The sequence below is a fragment of the Bacillus sp. RE35 genome (genome assembly GCF_052146655.1).
GTDB classification, from domain to species: Bacteria; Bacillota; Bacilli; order Bacillales; family Bacillaceae_G; genus Bacillus_A; species Bacillus_A cereus.
In genome coordinates this window covers 1613284-1633641 of the sequence record NZ_CP197377.1, presented here as the reverse complement: position 1 = coordinate 1633641, position 20358 = coordinate 1613284, and the positions used below count along the sequence as shown (strand labels likewise).

Here is a 20358-nt window from a genome sequence, read left to right as displayed (position 1 = left end):
TTTTAAATGACTTCTATACGTTCCATTGCAAGTGAATATACATTTTCATATCCTGCTGTACTTAGCTTTTGTTGTAATCGATCTGTATCCTCTTTCAAAGCGTGCACTAGCACCGTATGTTCTGGTAATAATGTATTTAACATCTCTTTAACGTCTCTTATACTTTGATGAACTTTATACGCAACTCGATTCACCCTACATGTATTCCTTACATGCTCTTTCATAACTTTTTCTGCAAAACTCCCTTTCGCAATATGCCCAGTAAAAATAACGGCATTCCGTTTTTCATTCCGAAGTTGTTCATAATATAACTGCGCTCGTTTCGTTTGCATATTCGCATCACTCATTACAACTATTCCGTAACTATTTTGCATACTAATATCATTATCCATCACTATTATGTTTCTTTTTAAACTCTCCATAACCCATTTAAGTTCTTCATTATTTTTTATCCAATCTTTATATACGAACATCTCTTCAAACCCAGCCAAAATTTCTTTATCTACTATAAGCGGAAATTCTTTATATCGTTCATATAAATACAATACTATATCTTGTGCCCTACCAAGTTGTGGCAGCGGTAATAATGCTATTCCTTTATTTTGCATAACTCGTTCAATTTCTGCACATAGATCGTCTAATCTTTCATTTTGCGAAACATCCTCTGTGTGATAAGCGGCATCTACAATTGCAACTTTTATATTGTGGCCCAATTTCTCAGGTAAATTAGCTCGTAGTATATTAGACTCTGCTGAATAGTCGCCTGAATAAAATACGTATGTATTACACATATCAACTAAAAACCAAACAGCTCCTAATACATGCCCACTATATCCCCATTGAAACCGCAATGTAGGAGTAATTTGTACCCATTCATTTGGATTGCTAATCTCATCAATACATACATAATTTAAATCTTTTATATGTTGGTCGCTATAAGGTAAATTCCACCCTTGCAGCACATTATAGTTTCTCCATTTTTCATAATATAACGGCAGTTGCTCCTTCGTATAACGAGTCGTCCAAATTTTTTTCTTATAGCCATACTTCGCTAATAAAGGTAAACCCATCGTATGATCCTCATGAATATGTGATAAAAATACCGCATCTAAAAATGGAACAGCTTCTCTCTCTATTTTTGGATAACTATCCTCATAAGATCGATTAATACCACAATCAAATAATATTTTCGTCTCTTTATTTTTTACAAAATAGCAGGAGCGACCGTATTCTCCTGCTCCTCCCCATACTTCCACTCTCATCATGCTACCCCTTTTCGTTTTTGCTCCATATGTTGTAGCAGTAATAAGCATATTGTTGTAAGCCCAACAGAAACAACGGCCATCGCCATGCCTATAGATACTTCACCCTGTTCAAATTGAGCAAAAATAAACGTTGCTGACGTTTCTACTGATGGAGGTAATACGAGAAGCGATGCTACTAACTCTCTTATCGAAATTGTAAATGTCATCGCCCATCCAGCAAGAATGCCTGGGATAATAAGAGGCAATATTATTTTTCTAAAAATATAAATATAATTTCCAGAAAAAACACTTCCTGCCTGCATGAGAGAATCATCAATTTGTCCGAGTGATGATTTTACATATTGCACCGTGTAAGGTAAAAACAGCACAACATACGTTACGATAACCATGACTGGTGTATTGTAAATTGACATAGGCATATATGGTGAATTCCAAAATAGAATAAGACCTACAACCATAACGATTCCTGGTACCATATTCGGTAACATACCGCACATATCAAGCCATTTTTCAGAGGTTTTTTTCCCCTTTCGAATCATAAGTGCCAAAAAGACTCCAATCATTACCGCTATAATCGCTGTTACGAGTGAAAAAAGAAAACTATTCCATAAAGCCTCTAATCCCGGAGATCCCATTGTAAACAATGCCTCATAATGGCTTGTTGTAAAGTTATTTACATGTAAACCGCCGCCTCTTAATTTTGACAAAGAAGCAATAAGTATAGAAAAGTATGGAATTCCAATTGATACGATTAATAAACCAATTACATACATCCATGCTACAACGCGCGTAAATATAGACAAAGTATATCTTTTAGATTTCACACCTTTTCCACTAACTATTGCATATGAATACTTTCGATTCAATACATTTTGCATATACCAAATAAGCATACAAGCACTAAGTAATAAAGAAGATAATGCTGTTGCACTACTAAAATCAATTGGCCAACTCGAAATAAATTTATGGATTTCTGATGTTAACACGTGGAATCCTATTCTACGTCCGAATGTAGCCGGTGTTCCAAATTCAGCAATCGTCTTTACGAAAATGAGTAAAGCACCCATTACATAACTTGATACTAATAACGGCAATATTATTTTTCTTAAACGATAGAAAAAACTTCCGCCATGAACTGCTGCAGCTTCTTCTTTACTACTCCCAATCTGAAGTAACGTGTTTTTCAGCATGAAATAAAGAAATGGGAATAAATGCAGACTCATAATTAAGACCATACCTCCTAAACTAAAAAACGATGATGAAACTGTCTTTAGCATAGGAAAAAATTGTTCAAAATAGCCGTTAGGTTGCATGAACAAAATCCAGCCCATCGATCCAATATACGGCGGTGTCATAAATGGAATCATAAAAACAATATCTAACTTACTATACTTTCCTACATCTGTTTTGCTCATAATAAATGCCAATGGAAATGCAAATATTGTAGCTCCTATTACAACGAGTACACCTAGAAGCATCGAATTTAGAAAAATCCCAGCTAATCCACCACTCTGTATCACTTCAAAAGGCTTTAAAAAATTCCAACTGCTATTTTCATATACACTAGAAAATAAAATAAGAAAAAGTGGAATGACGATTAACATCGCCACAAGTAATAATGCTACCGTCATTCCAACTTGTCTTACTGATACGAATCGATTTACCATGGAATCACCATCTTATTGAAATACTTTCTTAAATTGTTTTCCTATTTCATCTTGCTCTTTCTCAACTGTTTTCCAATCAATATTTAATACTGGAATCTCTTCTACATTTGGTCTATTTTCAGCTTTTATATCTGTTCTACCAGGCAATAAATACGCTTTAGAAACTTGTTTTTGTACATCATCGGATAATAAATAATCAATAAACTCTTTTGCACCTTCAACATTTTTACTATCCTTCATAATCCCAGCTGCACGTGGGCTAATAACTGTTCCGCTTTTTGGATATACAATATCAACAGGTTCACCCTTTGCTTTTGCGCTATACGTCATATAATCAACACCCGCAATGACCATATCTTTCGCACCTGTTACAACTGGGTCTAACGCTTCCTGATTTGCTCCTGCTACTGTAACTTCATTTTTCTTAAGCTGCTCAAATAAATTCCATCCATCTTGTCCATTCTTTTTCACGTATCCTGTTACAAAGTCTAAAGCTGAACCTGAAAGTGCTGGATCTGGAAGATTCACTTTCCCTTTCCATTCTCCTTTCGTTATATCGCTCCAATCTTCAGGCGCTGTCTTCACATTTTTTGTATTGTACACAATCCCTAATGCTGAAGCACTATACCCGAAATAATGTCCTTTATCATCTGACCATTCAGAACGCAGCTTATCAGCTTGTTTCGCTTCTTTATAAGCTAACGTTTGACCCTCTTTCTTTAATCCTTCCATCGCTGGTAATGATGCAAGTACGACTACATCAACGACTGGATTTTTCTTTTCAGCTTCCATTCTCGCTAAAATTTTACCAGTTGTCCCTTGAAACATTTCCACCTTTATACCAGTTTTCTTTTGAAAGTCTTTTTGAATTTTTTCTGCTAACCCTTTTGGCCCTGCACTATATACAACAATTTTCTTTTCAGTCGTATTTTTACTTTTCGCATCTGCATTGCCTGTCTTTGAACTACACCCTGTTACTACAGCCGAAAATAATAAAGTACATACAAATAAAGACTTAAGCGAACTGAATTTCTTCATACGATTCTCCCCCTATATGATGAATACATTTTTTTGGCACATATAACGATACTGGTTTACCGATGCTTAGCTTACTATTGTGATAGGCTGTCCAGATGCCTAAAGTCCCCATATTTACTTTCACTTCATAACGTTCTCCTACATATGTAACGTGCTGAATTTCACCTGTATACATTTCGCACACATCATTTTTTGTCCAACTCACATGCTCTGGACGAATCATTTTTTCACCCTCTACAAGCCAATTCGCCTTACCAACAAATTTGGCAACAAATTCATGAGACGGTTTCACATAAATATCTTCCGGTGTTCCTTTTTGTAATACTTCTCCTTGTTTCATGACAATAATTTGATCTGACATTGACATTGCTTCTGTTTGGTCGTGAGTGACATACAGTGCAGTTAAACCAATGGAATGAACGATATCCATAAGCTCTATTCTCATTTCTTCTCGCAAAATTGCATCGAGTGCACTTAGCGGTTCATCAAACAAAATAAAATGAGGTTTTGTTACAATTGCTCTAGCGAATGCGACACGTTGTTGCTGTCCACCAGAAAGTTCGTGTGGATACCGTTTCTCCATACCTTGCAGGCGAACTCGCTTTATCGCATCTTCTACTTTTTCTCGTAAATGATTCGTTTGCTTTGTAGCCCTTAAACCAAATGCAACATTTTCAAAAACAGTCATGTGCGGCCATAAAGCAAAATCTTGAAATACCATACCGATATTCCGTTCATGAGGAGATGTCTTTATCTTTTTTGCAGCAGAATACATGCACTGGTCTCCAAAATATATTTCTCCCTTATCCGGTTCCTCAAGCCCTGCTATCATTCTAAGTAAAGTCGTTTTCCCACACCCCGAAGGCCCTAAAAGTGTAGTAAATTCCCCTTGTTTCATTACAATCTGCAACGGCTTTAACGCCTGTGTTTTTCCAAATGTCTTTTCTAATCCACTAATTTTAATATCCATTGCTTCACCTCTCTCCCCTCATTCTTAACCTGCTTTCATTCTATATGGAAGATTTATACTGAATGTTAATGTACTGTAAAGATTAAATTAAAAAACTTCTAATAAACTATTTATTTCTATAGATTTTTTCTATATTTAAAATAAAAAAGGCGGCAATTCATAATGAATCTCTTAAAATTAGAAATTGTAGTACTTATTAAGAAATACAAAAAGCTTACAATCGTTGCAGAAAAACTTGGCGTTAAACAACCAACTATTACATTTCATATAAAAAGCTTAGAAGAAGAACTCGGTGTGTCTTTATTTGAATTACGTTCTGGAAGGTATTTCTTAACAGAGGCTGGTGAGGCTTTGCACCATTATGCTTGTAAAATAGATGCGCTTATGAAAGAAGCTAGACGTGTCACGCAAGAGTTTAAAGATTTTCATAAAGGTGCTATAACAATCGGCGCTAGTTATGTACCAGCGACTTATCTTTTGCCAGAAGTCGTTCATCAATTTCAATGCGAATTTCCCAATATAAAAATAACGCTACTAGTGAAAACAGCCCCTGAAATTCGAATGATGCTACAAAATCACGAAATCGATCTTGGGATAATTTCCGCTGCTCCATTTGATGAACCACTTTTAAAACAAACGAATATAATGCCCGATACACTTGTTCTTGCCTTTTCCAAAGAACATCATTTTTCAAAGAAAGACAATGTATCGTTACAAAATATCGAAAAGGAACGCATACTATTGCATCGTAATCCATCTACAACGAGAGATTTACTTACACAATGGACGTTGGCGCACAACATTACATTCCAATCTGAAATTGAATTAGACTCATTAGAAACGATGAAACAAATTTTAAAATATGGTAATGGAATTGCCTTTATTTCTAAACTTGCTATCGAGCAAGAAATACAACGAAATGAGCTATGCTATATACCAATCCCTGAATTTGAATTTCAGCGTAATATTTATACGATTCATCATGAGGACAGATGGAATTCTAAAATCATTTCTTTTTTACTACAAAGCATCACTTCATTTACAACAAAAAATTAAAAGGCTGTCGTTATGCACGACAGCCTTTTAAACTATAAATCTATTTATTTTTCTTTGCCTCAATTTTTGCTTGCGCCTCTTCAGCCTTATCTAATGCTTCTGATACTTTCTTCTCTTTTTCTTTCACTTCATCTATACTATCGACAGCTTTAATAAGTTTATCGATTCCTTCTTCTTCTACCTTTCTACGCTTTGCCACTCTTTCATTTACTTTCTCTTCCACATCTTTTGCTTTTTGAAGCATATTCTCTGCATTTGATGTTACAGCTTTTTCAAGTTCATCATCTTTTTTCTTTTGTAACACTTCATTTGCAATGTCTTTCGCTTCTAAATACTTACCGTCTTTTAATGCTGTTGCTCCATGATCCATTTTCTCAGCAACTTCTTTATATGATTTCGCTTCGTTTCCTGATTTTTCTTTTTCTGCTTTTTCGAACCACATTGTTGCATCACTATACTTTTCATCTTTCAATGATTGCATACCTGTTTCAATATATGTGTCATAATTGCTACATCCAGCCATTACGACTAATAGAAAAAGCATAACAAAACTTAATTTTTTCATGCTGTTGTCTCCTTTTCTTTGCAAGCTCACTTTACTTTAACATACATGAAAAAGAGTTTCAAAAACTAAAATACTAATTTAGTCATTTTTATAATGATAAGTCAAATTTTTATTATTTTCTTATTTTTAAGCGGACACATCTACTTGTTTTTTCGCCATATGTTGCTTTACTCCAACTAATACAACTAACAATAACCCTCCACCTATTGTCATCATAACAATGCTAGTTGGCAACATATCTAATAGTAGTCCATATACAATCATACCAAGCGGTGCGATTGCAGTTGCAATTGTTTCAAGTAGGCCAAACACACGCCCTAGGTAGCTCGGATCTGTCGTTTTTTGCATATGTACTTGCATTGGAATGTTTACAATCATAATTGCTATACCAGTTAACATCATAAAAGCAATATAGTAAATAAAACTTGCTACTTTTGGAATGATAACTAACAACGGAAAGGCTGTACATAAACTTAAACCTGCAAACAAAAACAGTCCAGTATAAATAGAACGAAACGGATTATTCACTTCTTTACGCACTGATAAAGCAATCGCTCCCATTAGCATCCCGACTGCTAACATTCCCTCTACAGTACCGAGTTGCTTTGAAGATAAATGCAATGTATGGACGATAATGTACGGAAGTGCAACTGTTAGACCACACGCAAAAAAGTTTACCCACAATGCTATTTTCATTAGACCATATATTTCACGTTGTCTTTTTACATATAAAAAACCTTCTTTTATACTCGTCAAGAAATGCTCTGTACTTTCAGCCACTTCTTTTTTATATAAATCAAATACGATAAATAATTGCAAAATAACCGCTAAAAAGAACGTAATGCTATTTAATAGGAAAAACGATTTAATTGAAAAGAAACCATATACAACTCCGCCAATAATCGGGCCTAAAATATTTGATAAAGAAGCCGCCGTTTGATTTAAAGCACTCGCTTTTTGAATACGTCCTTCATCTACTAAACTCGGAATAGACGAAGTTAATGCAACAGAATAAAAACTTGCACAAATTGATAATAATGCTGCTGAAATATAAATAAAAAGAAGTGATGGCCCAAATATAGTAGCAAGAATAAACATACTAAGCATCGTTAAACTACTTAATAAATCAGTACCAATGACAAGCCATTTTCGATTCACACGGTCTGCTACAGCACCAGCAATTGGGCCACAGATCATCCTTGGAAGTGATCCGCAAACGAGCGTAATTGCAAAACCCATCCCTGAACCAGTAGTCTTTAATACATATAATCCCATTACGAACGTATAAATACCTGCACCTAATAAAGACGTCATTTTTCCAATCATCATTAAAATGATATTTCTAGTTGCAATCTTCATTCTTGAATCATGTTTTCCTATACTTATATCTCCCATTTTTGACTCTCTCCCCTTAAAAGTTAAATTGTGTTAAACTTATTATATAATCAACTTTCTAATTTTCACAACAAAAAGTTAAATACAATTAAACTTTTTAAATATAAAGGAGCAATAATATGGCAACTCTCGGTGAAAAAATTAAAGCATTACGAAAAGAAAAAAAGCTTACGCAAACAGCACTGGCAGGTTCGGAACTGACAAAAAGTATGCTTAGTCAAATTGAAAATGGAAAAGCTACACCTTCTATGAAAACATTACAATATATTGCGGAAAAACTTGAATGTGAAACGAGCTTTTTATTAGAAGAAGATGAAGAAGAAATTGTGGAACTCATTCAAAAAATGGAGCCATTAATAAAATCAAATAAATGCGATGAAGTATACAAGACTTTACTACCTATCGTTCAAAAAGAACTACCCCTTACTTTAAACACAGCACGTTTATATAAACAGTTCATAACTGGAGCGGCCATTATGAACGATTACAATATTGAATATTACGTTGAAACAGCTGTTTCTATATTTGAAAAATATACTTTGTATCGTGAAAGTACTGAAACGAAACTACTGTTTTACTATATGCTCTACAAACGGAAAAAATATAAAGAATGTTTACAGTTGATTACCAAAATTCGCGATGAATATAAAACGAAGAATTTAGAAATGGATCTTATTACACATATACAATTATATTTAAAAGAAGCAATTATTTTACTCGCATACGGTAATTATGAAAAATGTGAAAAAATCATTTTAGATGCACTTGCATTTTCAAAAAAACATCAAGTGTATTATAAAACAGATGAATTTTACCGTATTTTATCTTATCAAAAAATCATTACAACCGATAAAGAACGATATTTATATTACATAAAAAAATCGGAGCAATTTGCCATTTTTACAGAAGATACTCTATCCGCTGCAAATATAGATATATTAAAAGCTTATTACTACAATACCGTTACAAATGAATATACAATTGCATTAGAACATTTAGAACAATTCCGAGAAAAACTAAAAGATGTACCGATTTTTCAAGAAGATGGATTGTATTATCTTGAAAAAGGAAAATCTCTGTATGGTTTAAAACGTTACGAGGAAGCTTTGGAAACATTAAAACGTGCTAATATTCCAGATTATATGAGTCATCCACTTGATCAGTCATGGTTATTAACAGCTGGCTCTTATCGTGCCCTGTGTCATATAAAACTTCAAGATAAACCAGCTGCTCTGAAAGAAGCAAAAGAAGCAGTTCAAACGATAGATGGTTATCCTGATTCCATCTTTTCTTCATTTATTAAAGAAACATTACAAATAATACAAAAACTTTAAGAATGTCTCTAAATGGTATATTATTCCTCTTTTTTAGCAAAGATAATAATGATGGGAGGAATATAAATGAATATACAACGTGCAAAAGAGCTTTCTGTGTCAGCAGAGCAAGCTAATGTTAGTTTTCAAGGCATGCCTGTTATGATTCAACACGTCGATGAAAGCAATGAAACCGCCCGCATATATGAAGTAAAAAACCCAGGACGCGAATTAACTGTTCCAGTTAATAGCTTAGAGGAAATATAAGAAATGCCACTTCTCTTTTGAAGTGGCATTTTTCTTCTTTCAGATTACTTACTATAAATTTCTTCAACCCTTTATTTTACATGAGCTGAAAAAATAAGAATTTTCTACTTCTTTTCTTTTTGTGACCTGCTAAAATACAAACTATGGATTAATTATTCGTACTATACATTAAGGAGGAAAAATAATGGCATCTACTTTAGAAAAAAACAAGCCTTATTATGCAGTTATATTCACTTCTAATTTATCAAATGATACAACAGACTATAATACCGTTGCCGAAGAAATGGAGAAACTTGCAAAGCAACAACCTGGATTTTTAGGTGTAGAAAGTGCAAGAGGTAATTCTGGACTCGGAATAACAATTTCTTATTGGGAATCACTTGATGCGATTGAAAATTGGAAGAAGAACACCTTACATAAAGAAGCGAAAAAAAGAGGTCGTGAGCAATGGTATGAAAACTTCCATCTGCGTATTTGCCTTGTTGAGAAAGAATTTAAGTTTCATAGAGGTACTTTATAACTATGAAGGAAAAATTAGCTCTCGTTATTGTTCATGAAATATATGGTGTGAACGACCATATGCATCACGTTACCCAGCACTTTACTTCATCTCATATAGATGTATTCTGTCCTAATCTTCTACAATCACAACACGCATTTCATTATCGTGATGAAGAAAAAGCATATGAACATTTTGTAAATCATATTGGATTTGATGATGGAAAAAAGCAAATTGAAGAATTCATTTCTCATCTTTCTAGTAGTTATACACATATTGGACTTATCGGCTTTAGTGTTGGAGCTACCATCTCATGGCTATGTAGTAACAATCCGAAAATAGATTTTATTATCGGATGTTACGGTTCTCGTATACGCGACTATGTTCACATAAAGCCTACATGCGCTACATTACTTATATTCCCAGAAAAAGAATCTAGTTTTTCAGTATCCTCTTTCATTCACACATTGCAGCAACAAAAGAATCCTTTATTAGAAATCAAACAACTACACGGTGAACATGGATTTCTAAATCCGTACACTGAAAAATATAACGGGCACTCTACAAAACAAGCATATAATGTAATAGATTCATTTCTTGTAAAAAACACTCTTATAAAGGAGATGTAAATGACACTTACATTACTCTTACTTATTTTCATATTCATTGCCTTTTTCTCAGTGCTAACTATTATTTTCGTAACCGTAAAAAAGGGGGAGTTTTCCAAACGGCCCTACTTACAATCTATTATCGTTTGCATTTTATTTTTTACAAATTGGATTTTATATTTATCAACTTTTTATGCGTTACTTCCCGAAAAGATTAGTGAGTTCCTATTCCTACCCATTTGGTTTTTCCTTTGTATATTAGGTTTTATCACTTTCTGGCGCGAATGGAGAAACAATCGTGTGTTCTCCATATGTATCGGTTTTCTTTCCTTTATTAGTTTTTTATTTGGGCTGTTTTTGTTAGTTCTTTCGGGGATGTAATAGAAGAAGGAAGAAAAGCCAACTTTCAACTTTTCTTCCTTCTATGTTTACCTTTAGTTTTCACTGTCACTGATTCACAAGGTGTATAATATATTTGAGGTGTCGCCTTATCAACAAACATCATAAACGTAACGAAACCGATAGTAAAGAAAATAAACAACGTTAACAAAATTGCTCCTATCGTTAAAAGTATCATAACACCACCCCTATATTTTTCATGTTATTACACTTTTCGCTATTATATGAGCGTAATCCTTTTTAGAAAAAGAAACGTAACAAAATAATCACAACCACTCCCGTTAATACTGTACCTAATAAACTACGAGTATATATCGCTACAAGAAATGTTGGAATTGCTGCAATAAGATAATCCCACTGCATCGTCTCGTGCATAAATAAAACTTGTGCTAAAAGTGCTGCTAATATTGCAATTGGTATGTAATTTAACCATTTTAAACCCCAGTCTGGAATTTGTAGTTTGCTAAATACGAGTAGAGGTAAAATACGTGGCACGAGTGTAACAGCTCCTGCTGCTAGTAAAAGTAATAATACATCTAATCTCATTTCCATTTTTCAATCACCACTCCAATCGTCGCAGCTAGTAATGTTGCGATAATAACCGCTATACTATCTGGCATAATTAAGTGTGAAACGTATGCAAGTATAATCGCTACAATTGCAACACTTAAATGAATTGCTAGCTTTGGTTTACTACTTATGAGCTGAAGTACAAATAATCCGATAAACATCGCTGGTAATGCATAATCCATCCCGTATGTATGTGGATCTGGTATCCACTCACCAAATAGCCCGCCAATGATAGTAGCAAGAATCCAGTTTAAATAAGCCGTTACATTTAGCCCAATCATCCATCTTTCGCCTAAATATCCTTTTTGCGCTGCATGCTGCACTGCGACGCCGAACGTTTCATCTGTAATTTGCGAACCAATAATGACGTTTTTTAATAGAGGTAGTTTCGTAAAGTACGGCGCGAGGGCAGCACTCATTAATAAATGGCGTAAATTAACAAAAAACACAGTAAAAATAATTGCGGAAGCAGGAGCACCGGCTGCATACATACCAGCTAATATAAATTGGGCAGAACCTGCATAAATTAAAGTCGACATAAATGCAATTTCAATGATAGAAAAACCTGCTGTTTTTGCAATTACACCAGCTGCTATACCGATGCTCAAATAACCAAATACAGTTGGTAAACAATCTTTTACTCCTTGCTGAAATGTATCATCGCTCTGCAAAGCTACATGTGCCTGAGCTTTACTCATCTCTATCATCCTCCATTCCTTCTAAAGTTCGTTTTCCTGTTACGACATGAACTAAATCTATATTTTCACGCCATAACGTATCTAACTTATCAGCTCCAAATTCCTTTGTGATTTCTTCAACCATAATATCGTGCCGCACATACTCTGTAGCAACGAGAACTAGCGCTGGGTCATACGTTGTAACGGCCCATGAAGTGCTATCATTTGAGAAGTTCGCAATTAATACTTCCTCTCCATCACGAGCAATAACAGTTAAATGACCCCCCATTCTCTTTTCAACAACGTGGGGCGTCATATAATTATGGTGAAATGTCGCTCCTATTTTTGTTTCTGGAGCTCCAAATAAGATTGAAAATATATGTACGCCTTCCTCTTCCTTTTGATGAATGTATGGTTCAATTTCATGCACTTGTTCTTCCCATACAGAAACCCATAACTCTTCCTTAGCTCTACTAATTATATTGCATATTTCTTTCAAAACACGATCATTTGAACGAATATGCGAAATTACATCTATTTGTCGCTCTTGTTCTAAACAATTTAATTTCTCATCTAAAAATTCAAAGGACTTTTCAAAGTCTTTTCGCATTCGATTCATTAATTCGGTAGCTGGTACTGGTACATATTTAACTGGTTCAGAAGGTACAATATGCACTGCTCCTTTATCCATTAACTTACCGAGTACCTCGTAAATCATAGAACGAGGTACTCCTGTTTGTTTACTCACTTCATAGCCTGTTACTGGGGAATGTTTTAGTAGTCCAATATACGCTTTACATTCATACTGGGAAAATCCTAACTTTTGTAATTCCTTTATAATTTTATCCATCGGTAACCCCTCACAATCTAAATCGCCCTTACTTCAAAACGACGATTTTGCTTCCCTTTACTTTTTACTTTATCAATAACAAGTGTTCCTATTTCACTCGTATTTTTCACATGTGTGCCTCCACAAGCTTGTTCGTCTAAATTTTCAATTGTAACAATGCGGATTTCTTGGATGGTAGTTGGTAGGAGATTTATTGCTGTTTTAATCATTCCTACAGCATTTTCTGCTTCTTCGCGGCTCATATAACGAGTGGAAATTTCTTTATTTTGCTTAATAAGTTTATTCACTTCCTCAACAATTTCTTCTACTTCCACGCTCGATAACTCTTGTAACTCATTAAAATCGATACGTGCTTTATCAGGATAAATTTGATTTCCAGTGCATAGAGCTCCATACTTTTCATAAACAACAGCTCCGATAAGATGCAGTAAAGAGTGATGACGCATTAAATTATGACGTCTTTCCCAATTTATCTCTAATTTAACTGGACCTAACTTTACTTGTGCTTCGTCTTTTATATAGTGAACTATTTCTCCTTGCTCCTTCTTTACTTTTTCAACTTCAAATACAGACCCATCTTGTACAATGACACCCGTATCACATTCTTGCCCTCCACCAGTTGGATAAAAAACTGTTTCCTTTACAAATACTTTATTCCCTTCTACTTTTATCACTTCTGTTTCGCAACTCGTTTTGTATGCATCTTCTAAATATAATGCCGTTGTCATACTCTCACCTCTTTAGTAGTTATAGTTATACCTACTAATATAAAAAAGAAGCTCCTTAAAGTCAAATGATAATTCTGAAATTTACAATTAATAAAAGACTCCTTTATTAGGAGTCCACTATCTCAATATTTCATTCGCTTCTTTTTCATAAATTTTATCAAATGAAGTCATAACGCGCTGTGATGCTTGAATCATCTTTTGATCTGTCATAAGATCCGCCATCTCTTTCGTCATATCTACATTTGAATTTTCTAGCATATGATTTTTTACTATTCCTGTTCCGTTCGGTAAATTAGCAATGTTTCCTTCTGCTAGTGTAAAGCTTTTGTTTTCACGTTGCACGAGACGTGCATTCGTTTCTGCATCTACTGTTTTTGTTTGCAAACGAGCAATATTATTTTGTGTTACTTCATCATATAATGTACCGTCTGCTTGTACAGCAACCTTTGCTCCTTCTGGAATACGAATACGCTCATTATTCTCTCCCATTACGAAAGCACCTGAAGATGTTTGTAAATATCGATCACTATTTAATGTGAAACTACCATCTCTCGTTAAAAACGTTTCATCATTTTTAGAAGTAACAAAAAATGATGTTGTACCGGCCGCGCCGTCATCTAAAAAGAAATCTGTAGCGCTATTTGTCATTTGTATATTTCCTTGTACTAAATTCACATGCGTTGCAGCTGGTACTACAGCGTAATCGACCGAACCGATATTTGTTACCGCCCCATCTCCGCGGCGATATGTGTCTTGTACATCAAATACTTTAGACGTCATATTTTCTGCTTTAAATCCTGTCGTTTGAGCATTTGCAACGTTATTCGAATGAACATTAATGCGCTGCATGTAATTCATCATGCCCATAGAACCTATATAAAGACCGTTCATATTCGTTTGAATAAGGCAAGCGCCTTATTCTTCACCTCTTTTCTACGATGTTTGTAACATTTGTTTTGCTAAATGTTCAGCTGTAGCGATATGTATATTTTTCTTTATGTCTTGGCCATCTGTCATTAATACAATAGGAGCTGATGATACTGCTGGAATTTTCAACAATTCGCCACTACTTGCTGTTTCATCAAATTTCGTAAACACAATACCATCTATATGAATATCTTTAAAGTTTGTAATGATTTCAATCATATCTTTACTTTTCATAGAAGCTGATAACGTTAAACAAATATAATCTGGTTCTACTTGTCCCATCGTTTCAATCATTTCTTCCACTGTTTCTGACGTACGATAATTTTTCCCTGCTGTATCAATTAAAATATAATCGACGCGTGCTTCTTCTTTAAAATACGTAAGCGCTCTTGTCATTGCAGCTTCATCACGCACAGCAATTACTTCAGATCCAATTGTCTTTACGTTATCTTGCAATTGCTGCACTGTCCCTATGCGCGAATGATCGGTCGTTATAAAACCAACTGTTTTTTTCTTACCGTGAAATTGCCATGCCATTTTCGCCAGTGTCGTCGTTTTACCAACGCCAGTTGGACCGATTAATGCAATTGTTTGTACTTCTTTTTCAAAGACGTTTTCCGTATTAAAATGAGATTTCATATCTTCCAATATGTACCTGATAACTTCTTCTTCCGTAATCATCGTTGCATTTTCAAACTTTATTTTTAACTTTTCAGCATATGCATGAATGAAATATTGTTCCACATCGTTTTGTTCTAGCATCCGAATTACTTTTTGAATAATAAACGGTACAGATTCTTGATTTTCTTTCTTTGGAGCTACTTCTTCTTTCTTTACTGGAACGACTTGTTTCACAACTTTTTTCTTTTTCGTTACTTTCGTTACTTCCGTTTCTTTCATCGGTTTCACAACGACGATTCCTTTTTCAAACAGCTTTAATAGTTTCTCTTTTTTTCTTGCCCATTCTTCACTATTTCCTGTTTGCATCGCCGCGTATGACATAGAAGTCGTTACGTTTTCTAAATTGTGCAGTACTGATTGAATTCCATTCGCCTTCACAATTTGTTCTGAAGGATCATTCACAACATCCATTAATTGTTCATGAAATTGAGCTGTACCTTCATTCACTTCTTCCTGTTTTTCTTCTGGAAATGCAACTAACATTTCATAATCCTTTTTCCAAAAAAACGGTATATTTCGTTTTACACTTTCATCGACAACGTAATAATAATCTGTACCATATTGGTCAAATAACTTTCGATACAATTCATTTTTCGAAGCTGCTTTTATTCGCATTAACGCTTCTTTCTTTTCTGTACTTTCCATTACTTCACCCCCTACTATTCAATATAGGCAATTTGATCCACAACAATTTCTGGTGCTAATTCGCTAATACAAAGTACTTGTGCTTCCACTTGATAACGTTCTAGCAGTCTTACAATCGCAAATCTAAAATCTTTTCTACGTGTTAATAACACTGGTTCTCTTCCCATTAAACGTGCTTGTTTAAAGACACGCTGCACTTGCTCAACGACACGTGTTTCTAAATCTAAATCCCAGTTTAATAAGTAACCTTGATATGAATTATTCACAACATCTGCATCTAACTCAATTGAATCAGAGAAGAGCGCTGCATATATTTTTCCGTCCGGATTTTTCGCATTTTCACAAATAACTTTTGAAATACATTCACGAACAAATGATGTCACACCATCAACGTGGTTTTGATAAATTTCTTTGCCGTCAATAATACCTTCAATAATGGTTGGTAAATCACGAATAGAAATACCTTCTTTTAGAAGTTGTTTAATAACATTTTGAACGAGTGATAAATCAATTTCTTTCTTCTTAATCTCTTCTAATAGAACGCCATTATCATTTTCAAGTGAGTTAATTAAGTCTTTTACATGTTGGCGCTGAATTAATTCGTGAAGATTACGTCTAACGACAACATCTAAATGTGTAATTAATATGCTAAGTGGCTCTAACACTTGATAGCCTTTCATTTGTGCATCTTGCACCATATGCTCTAAAATCCAATACCCATCTTCACCGAAAATTGGATCTTTCGCTGGCTCTGCATCTAAATCAGCCATTACGTTTGGTGTTTTCAGTGCTAATAAATAACCTGATTTTAAAACACCTTCAGCCGCCTTCGCACCTTTAATTCGAATAATGTAACGTCCGCGTGGTCTAAAACTCGTATTATCTTTAAAGTTAATTCCAGGAACATTAATACCGAGGTCAGTAATAATTGACTTCCTCATAAGAACAACTTTATCACGAGCTGTTTCTCCGTTAATTTTCTGCTTTACAAGTGCTGCTAAATCTAAACCGAGTTCTACTATAATTGGATATTTATCTGTAAATACTCCAAATGAATCTTCTACTTGTTGCAGTTGCTCATCTTCGCCTTGGATCATTTCTATTTCTTTTTGAAGCTCGTCTTCTTTTTCTTTCTTTATTCGATTTTTATTACGAATGCCTAAGAGGATAATTGTTCCGCCAACGAGTGCGAATGGTAGAAACGGTAGCGGAGTAAAAATACCCATTGCGATAAATAAACCACCGAGCGCATATACAACGACTTCATGCGCTAATAACTCTTTAAAGATACCTTCTGTTACTGTATCCGGTGAGCCGTCAAATACACGCGTTACGATAATACCTGTTGAAATTGCAAGCATTAATGAACCGATTTGGTTTACGATTCCGTCACCGACAGTTAACTGTGTATAATGAAGAGCTGCATCTGCAAAGCTCATTCCTTGCTGCATCATTCCGACAATTAAACCGAAAATAATGTTTACAAATAAAATGACAATCCCGAAAATAACGTCCCCTTTAATGAACTTCCCGGCACCATCCATCGCTCCGTAAAACTCTGTTTCCATATTTAATTTTTTACGTTTTGCTTGTGCATCTTTTTCTGAAATAATACGCTGGTTTAAATCAGCATCGATAGACATTTGTTTCCCTGGTAAAGAATCAAGTGTAAAACGAGCTGCTACTTCAGCTGTACGAGATGCACCGTTTGCAACGATAAACTGGAATATGATTAATACTGTAAAAATAACGATACCAATTAATAAGTTTCCGCCAATTACGAACTGGCCGAACTCTTCAATAACATGACCGGCATTTCCATCTGTCAAAATCGCTCGCGTCGTCGAAACGTTAATCGATACGCGGAAAATCCCGATTAATAACAACATCGTTGGAAATGACTTTAATTCATCCCACTCGTTAATACTTGTCGCTCGCATATAAATAAGCACTGACATACTTAGTAGAAAAACGATAATAATATCAAGTATAAATGGTGGAAGTGGAATTAAGAGCGCCACTACGAATGACGCTGCTAAAAAGATAGAAAAATAGGTTCTTGCAGAATCTATCTTAAACAAAGAGATCTCCTCCAAACGCGCTATTATACTTCAAGTTCATTCGTCTGAATTAAATAGCGCATAACTTCAATTACAGCTACATATAAATCTTCTGGAATCGCCTCATCTTCCTCGACTTGATAATATAAAGAACGAGCAAGCGGACGGTTTTCCACCATTGGTATTTCTTGTTCACGGGCAAGCGTTCGTATATATAATGCGAGCTCATCTTCCCCTTTTGCAACGACAATTGGTGCTGCATCAACGTGTTTATTGTAACGAAGTACGACCGAAATATGAGTCGGGTTATTTACAATAAATGTTGCGCCATCCATCTTCTTCGCAATTGTTCCTTGCAAGATTGCATGCATAAAGTTTTTTCGTTTCCCTTTTACTTGCGGGTCCCCTTCATTATCTTTATGCTCTTGTTTCACTTCTTCTTTTTTCATCTTAATATCTTGTTCGTACTCCCATTTTTGATAAATAAAATCAATAATAGAAAGAACGATTAAAATAATTAAAATTGCTAAGAAAATAAATTTAATTTCCCTAATAATTTCAGTAAGTGATGCAGTCCAGTTAAATCCAATCATACTGACGATTTTCTCTAAATTCTTTTTAAAAAGAACATAAGCGACGTAACCGATTAATCCCATATAAAATAGTGATTTCAAAATATCAACTAAACTTTTACGACTAAACAGTCTCGTAAAATAGTTTTTCGGATTAATACGTGACGCCTTCGGTTTAATGACTTTAGAAGAAAATAGGAAACCGACTTGAATCATATAATTGAATAAATGAAAAGCGTATACGAGTATTAATATCGGAGCCGATACTTTCAGTAATAAAATCCCCATTAAATAAAAATACTCGGTTGAATCTGTATTTTTTCCAATTTGATCAAACAGCACCGCTACGGAATTCGCAATCTCATACCCTAGCCAATCTCCGAAGAAATAAACGACAACTGCTAATACGAGAATGGAAAATAAATTATTTAAATCTTTACTCCGGGCAATATTCCCTTCTTCACGCGATTTTTTACGCTTCTGCGGGGTGGCCTTTTCTGTTTTATTATCCTTTGCCATGCGCGTCCCCCTACTTCGTTAAGAAAAAGTTAAATAGTTTCGTATATTCTTCAAGTAATACATCCGTCATATTTTTAAACACATAACCGAGCATCGGTACACTCATCGCAATAAACAAAATACCACATGTAATTTTAATTACGTATGCATTCATAAAAACGTTTAATTGCGGAGCGTTTTTTGCAATTAAAATTAGAACAAAGTTAATGATGAATAAACTTCCCATCAGCGGCAGAGCAATTTCAACCGCTGATGTGATCGCAAATAATAGCGTTGCGAGTAGACTATCTAAAAAACTAGTCGTCAGCAATTTTGAAATCGCCTCTGTATATTGAAACGACTTTAAAATAGTGGCAACGAAATAATTAATGCCGCCAAGTGAAATAAAAATAATGAGGAAGAACATATCAAAAAGTGTTGAAAGTAAAGTAGACTGTGATCCTGCATTCACATCAAACAAACTTGCCTGTGATAAACCGATATCAAAGTCTAAAATATGTCCAGCCATTTTCGGAATGTTCCACAGCATTTCTACAATTTTTGAAAGAGATAATCCAATTACAATTTGCGTCGCTGCATAAGCAGCTACATCCCAAACCGTCTTTATGTGAGAAACATCAACTTGATCGGCAACTGTAATCGACAGACCGAGCCCAAATGTAACCTTCGCCATAGCTGGAATGGATCGTCCTGAGAAAAACGGTAAAAAATATAAAAATGAAGTAATGCGGCAAAACGCAAAAAACGTCGCCGCCCATAATTCCATATTCATTTCAGTTCACCTATCTTAGTACGAACGCAATAGCGATGGGATTTTATCAAATAAATCTAAAATAAGCGTCGTTAACTCTTGGAACATCCACGGACCTAAAATGATAATAACGAGGACGATACTCGCCATTTTCGGTAAAAACGTCAGCGTTTGCTCTTGAATTTGCATCATCGCCATAATGACAGCGATGATAATAACGACAATCATACTTACGCCGGCAACCGGCATTAAAATCATAACCCCTTTATAAAAAAAGGTTTGAAAAATATCTATAATTGGTGACGTATTCATTTATATGACTCCTATCACATAGCA

23 protein-coding genes are annotated in these 20358 nt (G+C 34.8%); 6 read left to right on the top strand and 17 right to left on the bottom strand.

What is annotated here, in order from left to right:
- Nucleotides 1-2 precede the first annotated feature (2 nt).
- The 4 genes from ACTL4X_RS08595 to ACTL4X_RS08580 are packed head-to-tail and all read right to left on the bottom strand — an operon-like array spanning nucleotide 3 to nucleotide 4940.
- A complete protein-coding gene (locus ACTL4X_RS08595) occupies nucleotides 3-1265 on the bottom strand; it encodes an MBL fold metallo-hydrolase (RefSeq protein ID WP_063246156.1) in 1263 nt (420 codons plus the stop codon).
- Nucleotides 1262-2932, bottom strand: a complete 1671-nt coding sequence (locus ACTL4X_RS08590; protein ID WP_063246155.1) for an ABC transporter permease — start codon at nucleotides 2930-2932, stop codon at nucleotides 1262-1264. The genes ACTL4X_RS08595 and ACTL4X_RS08590 overlap by 4 nt, the downstream gene beginning before the upstream one ends.
- A gap of 12 nt (nucleotides 2933-2944) precedes the next feature.
- The gene (locus ACTL4X_RS08585) at nucleotides 2945-3970 is read right to left on the bottom strand and encodes an ABC transporter substrate-binding protein (RefSeq protein WP_063246154.1); all 1026 of its coding nucleotides are present in this window, start codon (nucleotides 3968-3970) and stop codon (nucleotides 2945-2947) included.
- Nucleotides 3948-4940 carry an ABC transporter ATP-binding protein gene (locus ACTL4X_RS08580; RefSeq protein WP_000351829.1) on the bottom strand — a complete coding sequence of 331 codons (993 nt, stop codon included), beginning with the start codon at nucleotides 4938-4940 and terminating at the stop codon, nucleotides 3948-3950. The genes ACTL4X_RS08585 and ACTL4X_RS08580 overlap by 23 nt, the downstream gene beginning before the upstream one ends.
- A 162-nt stretch (nucleotides 4941-5102) precedes the next feature.
- On the opposite strand from ACTL4X_RS08580, the gene ACTL4X_RS08575 reads away from it, so the two are divergent.
- Nucleotides 5103-5996 (top strand): LysR family transcriptional regulator, encoded by an 894-nt coding sequence (locus tag ACTL4X_RS08575; protein ID WP_001050612.1) that lies wholly within the window; start codon nucleotides 5103-5105, stop codon nucleotides 5994-5996.
- A gap of 40 nt (nucleotides 5997-6036) precedes the next feature.
- Here the strand turns inward: ACTL4X_RS08575 and ACTL4X_RS08570 are convergent, their stop codons facing one another.
- Together ACTL4X_RS08570 and ACTL4X_RS08565 are read right to left on the bottom strand one after the other, a co-directional pair.
- Nucleotides 6037-6561: a DUF4398 domain-containing protein gene (locus ACTL4X_RS08570; protein ID WP_000736438.1), complete on the bottom strand. Its 525-nt coding sequence runs from the start codon at nucleotides 6559-6561 to the stop codon at nucleotides 6037-6039.
- 126 nt (nucleotides 6562-6687) lie between these two features.
- Nucleotides 6688-7956 carry an MFS transporter gene (locus tag ACTL4X_RS08565; RefSeq protein WP_086692846.1) on the bottom strand — a complete coding sequence of 423 codons (1269 nt, stop codon included), beginning with the start codon at nucleotides 7954-7956 and terminating at the stop codon, nucleotides 6688-6690.
- A 119-nt stretch (nucleotides 7957-8075) separates the two neighbouring features.
- Here ACTL4X_RS08565 and ACTL4X_RS08560 point away from each other — a divergent pair, with 119 nt between their 5' ends.
- The 5 genes from ACTL4X_RS08560 to ACTL4X_RS08540 all read left to right on the top strand — a co-directional run bounded on the left by ACTL4X_RS08560 (nucleotide 8076) and on the right by ACTL4X_RS08540 (nucleotide 11024).
- On the top strand, nucleotides 8076-9290 hold the full coding sequence (locus ACTL4X_RS08560) for a helix-turn-helix domain-containing protein (RefSeq protein WP_000212348.1): 1215 nt from the start codon (nucleotides 8076-8078) through the stop codon (nucleotides 9288-9290).
- A 66-nt stretch (nucleotides 9291-9356) separates the two neighbouring features.
- Complete coding sequence (locus ACTL4X_RS08555; RefSeq protein ID WP_001025740.1) at nucleotides 9357-9536, top strand: H-type small acid-soluble spore protein; 180 nt, start codon at nucleotides 9357-9359, stop codon at nucleotides 9534-9536.
- 184 nt (nucleotides 9537-9720) lie between these two features.
- Nucleotides 9721-10056, top strand: coding sequence for an antibiotic biosynthesis monooxygenase family protein (locus ACTL4X_RS08550; RefSeq protein ID WP_000168851.1), 336 nt, complete (start codon nucleotides 9721-9723; stop codon nucleotides 10054-10056).
- A gap of 2 nt (nucleotides 10057-10058) precedes the next feature.
- The gene (locus ACTL4X_RS08545; protein WP_063246151.1) at nucleotides 10059-10664 is read left to right on the top strand and encodes a dienelactone hydrolase family protein; all 606 of its coding nucleotides are present in this window, start codon (nucleotides 10059-10061) and stop codon (nucleotides 10662-10664) included.
- Nucleotides 10665-11024: a hypothetical protein gene (locus ACTL4X_RS08540; RefSeq protein WP_002164581.1), complete on the top strand. Its 360-nt coding sequence runs from the start codon at nucleotides 10665-10667 to the stop codon at nucleotides 11022-11024. It begins immediately after the preceding gene.
- Nucleotides 11025-11049: 25 nt separating this feature from the next.
- On the opposite strand, the gene ACTL4X_RS08535 is transcribed toward ACTL4X_RS08540, so the two are convergent.
- The 11 genes from ACTL4X_RS08535 to ACTL4X_RS08485 all read right to left on the bottom strand — a co-directional run bounded on the left by ACTL4X_RS08535 (nucleotide 11050) and on the right by ACTL4X_RS08485 (nucleotide 20334).
- Nucleotides 11050-11220 carry a DUF3951 domain-containing protein gene (locus ACTL4X_RS08535; RefSeq protein ID WP_000602246.1) on the bottom strand — a complete coding sequence of 57 codons (171 nt, stop codon included), beginning with the start codon at nucleotides 11218-11220 and terminating at the stop codon, nucleotides 11050-11052.
- A 62-nt stretch (nucleotides 11221-11282) separates the two neighbouring features.
- On the bottom strand, nucleotides 11283-11594 hold the full coding sequence (locus ACTL4X_RS08530; RefSeq protein ID WP_000425944.1) for an AzlD domain-containing protein: 312 nt from the start codon (nucleotides 11592-11594) through the stop codon (nucleotides 11283-11285).
- Nucleotides 11585-12310, bottom strand: a complete 726-nt coding sequence (locus ACTL4X_RS08525; RefSeq protein ID WP_000030490.1) for an AzlC family ABC transporter permease — start codon at nucleotides 12308-12310, stop codon at nucleotides 11585-11587. Before ACTL4X_RS08525 ends, ACTL4X_RS08530 begins: the two co-directional genes overlap by 10 nt.
- The gene (locus ACTL4X_RS08520; protein ID WP_000357819.1) at nucleotides 12303-13139 is read right to left on the bottom strand and encodes a TrmB family transcriptional regulator; all 837 of its coding nucleotides are present in this window, start codon (nucleotides 13137-13139) and stop codon (nucleotides 12303-12305) included. Before ACTL4X_RS08520 ends, ACTL4X_RS08525 begins: the two co-directional genes overlap by 8 nt.
- Nucleotides 13140-13156: 17 nt before the next feature.
- Entirely contained in the window at nucleotides 13157-13867 is a 711-nt protein-coding gene (locus ACTL4X_RS08515) for an alanyl-tRNA editing protein (RefSeq protein ID WP_000205380.1), read from the bottom strand.
- A 117-nt stretch (nucleotides 13868-13984) separates the two neighbouring features.
- Nucleotides 13985-14758: a flagellar basal-body rod protein FlgG gene (locus tag ACTL4X_RS08510; RefSeq protein ID WP_001013934.1), complete on the bottom strand. Its 774-nt coding sequence runs from the start codon at nucleotides 14756-14758 to the stop codon at nucleotides 13985-13987.
- Between the two features lie 42 nt (nucleotides 14759-14800).
- Nucleotides 14801-16120, bottom strand: coding sequence for a flagellar biosynthesis protein FlhF (gene flhF / locus ACTL4X_RS08505; protein WP_000446171.1), 1320 nt, complete (start codon nucleotides 16118-16120; stop codon nucleotides 14801-14803).
- A 14-nt stretch (nucleotides 16121-16134) separates the two neighbouring features.
- Nucleotides 16135-18201 (bottom strand): flagellar biosynthesis protein FlhA, encoded by a 2067-nt coding sequence (gene flhA, locus ACTL4X_RS08500; RefSeq protein WP_000472537.1) that lies wholly within the window; start codon nucleotides 18199-18201, stop codon nucleotides 16135-16137.
- A 23-nt stretch (nucleotides 18202-18224) separates the two neighbouring features.
- A complete protein-coding gene (gene flhB, locus ACTL4X_RS08495) occupies nucleotides 18225-19271 on the bottom strand; it encodes a flagellar type III secretion system protein FlhB (protein ID WP_001030110.1) in 1047 nt (348 codons plus the stop codon).
- A gap of 10 nt (nucleotides 19272-19281) precedes the next feature.
- Nucleotides 19282-20043 (bottom strand): flagellar biosynthetic protein FliR, encoded by a 762-nt coding sequence (locus ACTL4X_RS08490; RefSeq protein WP_001055706.1) that lies wholly within the window; start codon nucleotides 20041-20043, stop codon nucleotides 19282-19284.
- A gap of 15 nt (nucleotides 20044-20058) precedes the next feature.
- The gene (locus ACTL4X_RS08485; protein WP_001098085.1) at nucleotides 20059-20334 is read right to left on the bottom strand and encodes a flagellar biosynthetic protein FliQ; all 276 of its coding nucleotides are present in this window, start codon (nucleotides 20332-20334) and stop codon (nucleotides 20059-20061) included.
- Nucleotides 20335-20358 lie beyond the last annotated feature (24 nt).

Coding starts and splice junctions, on each gene's coding strand:
- ACTL4X_RS08595 (WP_063246156.1), bottom strand. CDS start 1,265: ATGATGAGAGTGGAAGTATGGGGAGGAGCAGGAGAATACGGTCGCTCC.
- ACTL4X_RS08590 (WP_063246155.1), bottom strand. CDS start 2,932: ATGGTAAATCGATTCGTATCAGTAAGACAAGTTGGAATGACGGTAGCA.
- ACTL4X_RS08585 (WP_063246154.1), bottom strand. CDS start 3,970: ATGAAGAAATTCAGTTCGCTTAAGTCTTTATTTGTATGTACTTTATTA.
- ACTL4X_RS08580 (WP_000351829.1), bottom strand. CDS start 4,940: ATGGATATTAAAATTAGTGGATTAGAAAAGACATTTGGAAAAACACAG.
- ACTL4X_RS08575 (WP_001050612.1), top strand. CDS start 5,103: ATGAATCTCTTAAAATTAGAAATTGTAGTACTTATTAAGAAATACAAA.
- ACTL4X_RS08570 (WP_000736438.1), bottom strand. CDS start 6,561: ATGAAAAAATTAAGTTTTGTTATGCTTTTTCTATTAGTCGTAATGGCT.
- ACTL4X_RS08565 (WP_086692846.1), bottom strand. CDS start 7,956: ATGGGAGATATAAGTATAGGAAAACATGATTCAAGAATGAAGATTGCA.
- ACTL4X_RS08560 (WP_000212348.1), top strand. CDS start 8,076: ATGGCAACTCTCGGTGAAAAAATTAAAGCATTACGAAAAGAAAAAAAG.
- ACTL4X_RS08555 (WP_001025740.1), top strand. CDS start 9,357: ATGAATATACAACGTGCAAAAGAGCTTTCTGTGTCAGCAGAGCAAGCT.
- ACTL4X_RS08550 (WP_000168851.1), top strand. CDS start 9,721: ATGGCATCTACTTTAGAAAAAAACAAGCCTTATTATGCAGTTATATTC.
- ACTL4X_RS08545 (WP_063246151.1), top strand. CDS start 10,059: ATGAAGGAAAAATTAGCTCTCGTTATTGTTCATGAAATATATGGTGTG.
- ACTL4X_RS08540 (WP_002164581.1), top strand. CDS start 10,665: ATGACACTTACATTACTCTTACTTATTTTCATATTCATTGCCTTTTTC.
- ACTL4X_RS08535 (WP_000602246.1), bottom strand. CDS start 11,220: ATGATACTTTTAACGATAGGAGCAATTTTGTTAACGTTGTTTATTTTC.
- ACTL4X_RS08530 (WP_000425944.1), bottom strand. CDS start 11,594: ATGGAAATGAGATTAGATGTATTATTACTTTTACTAGCAGCAGGAGCT.
- ACTL4X_RS08525 (WP_000030490.1), bottom strand. CDS start 12,310: ATGAGTAAAGCTCAGGCACATGTAGCTTTGCAGAGCGATGATACATTT.
- ACTL4X_RS08520 (WP_000357819.1), bottom strand. CDS start 13,139: ATGGATAAAATTATAAAGGAATTACAAAAGTTAGGATTTTCCCAGTAT.
- ACTL4X_RS08515 (WP_000205380.1), bottom strand. CDS start 13,867: ATGACAACGGCATTATATTTAGAAGATGCATACAAAACGAGTTGCGAA.
- ACTL4X_RS08510 (WP_001013934.1), bottom strand. CDS start 14,758: ATGAACGGTCTTTATATAGGTTCTATGGGCATGATGAATTACATGCAG.
- flhF (WP_000446171.1), bottom strand. CDS start 16,120: ATGGAAAGTACAGAAAAGAAAGAAGCGTTAATGCGAATAAAAGCAGCT.
- flhB (WP_001030110.1), bottom strand. CDS start 19,271: ATGGCAAAGGATAATAAAACAGAAAAGGCCACCCCGCAGAAGCGTAAA.
- ACTL4X_RS08490 (WP_001055706.1), bottom strand. CDS start 20,043: ATGAATATGGAATTATGGGCGGCGACGTTTTTTGCGTTTTGCCGCATT.
- ACTL4X_RS08485 (WP_001098085.1), bottom strand. CDS start 20,334: ATGAATACGTCACCAATTATAGATATTTTTCAAACCTTTTTTTATAAA.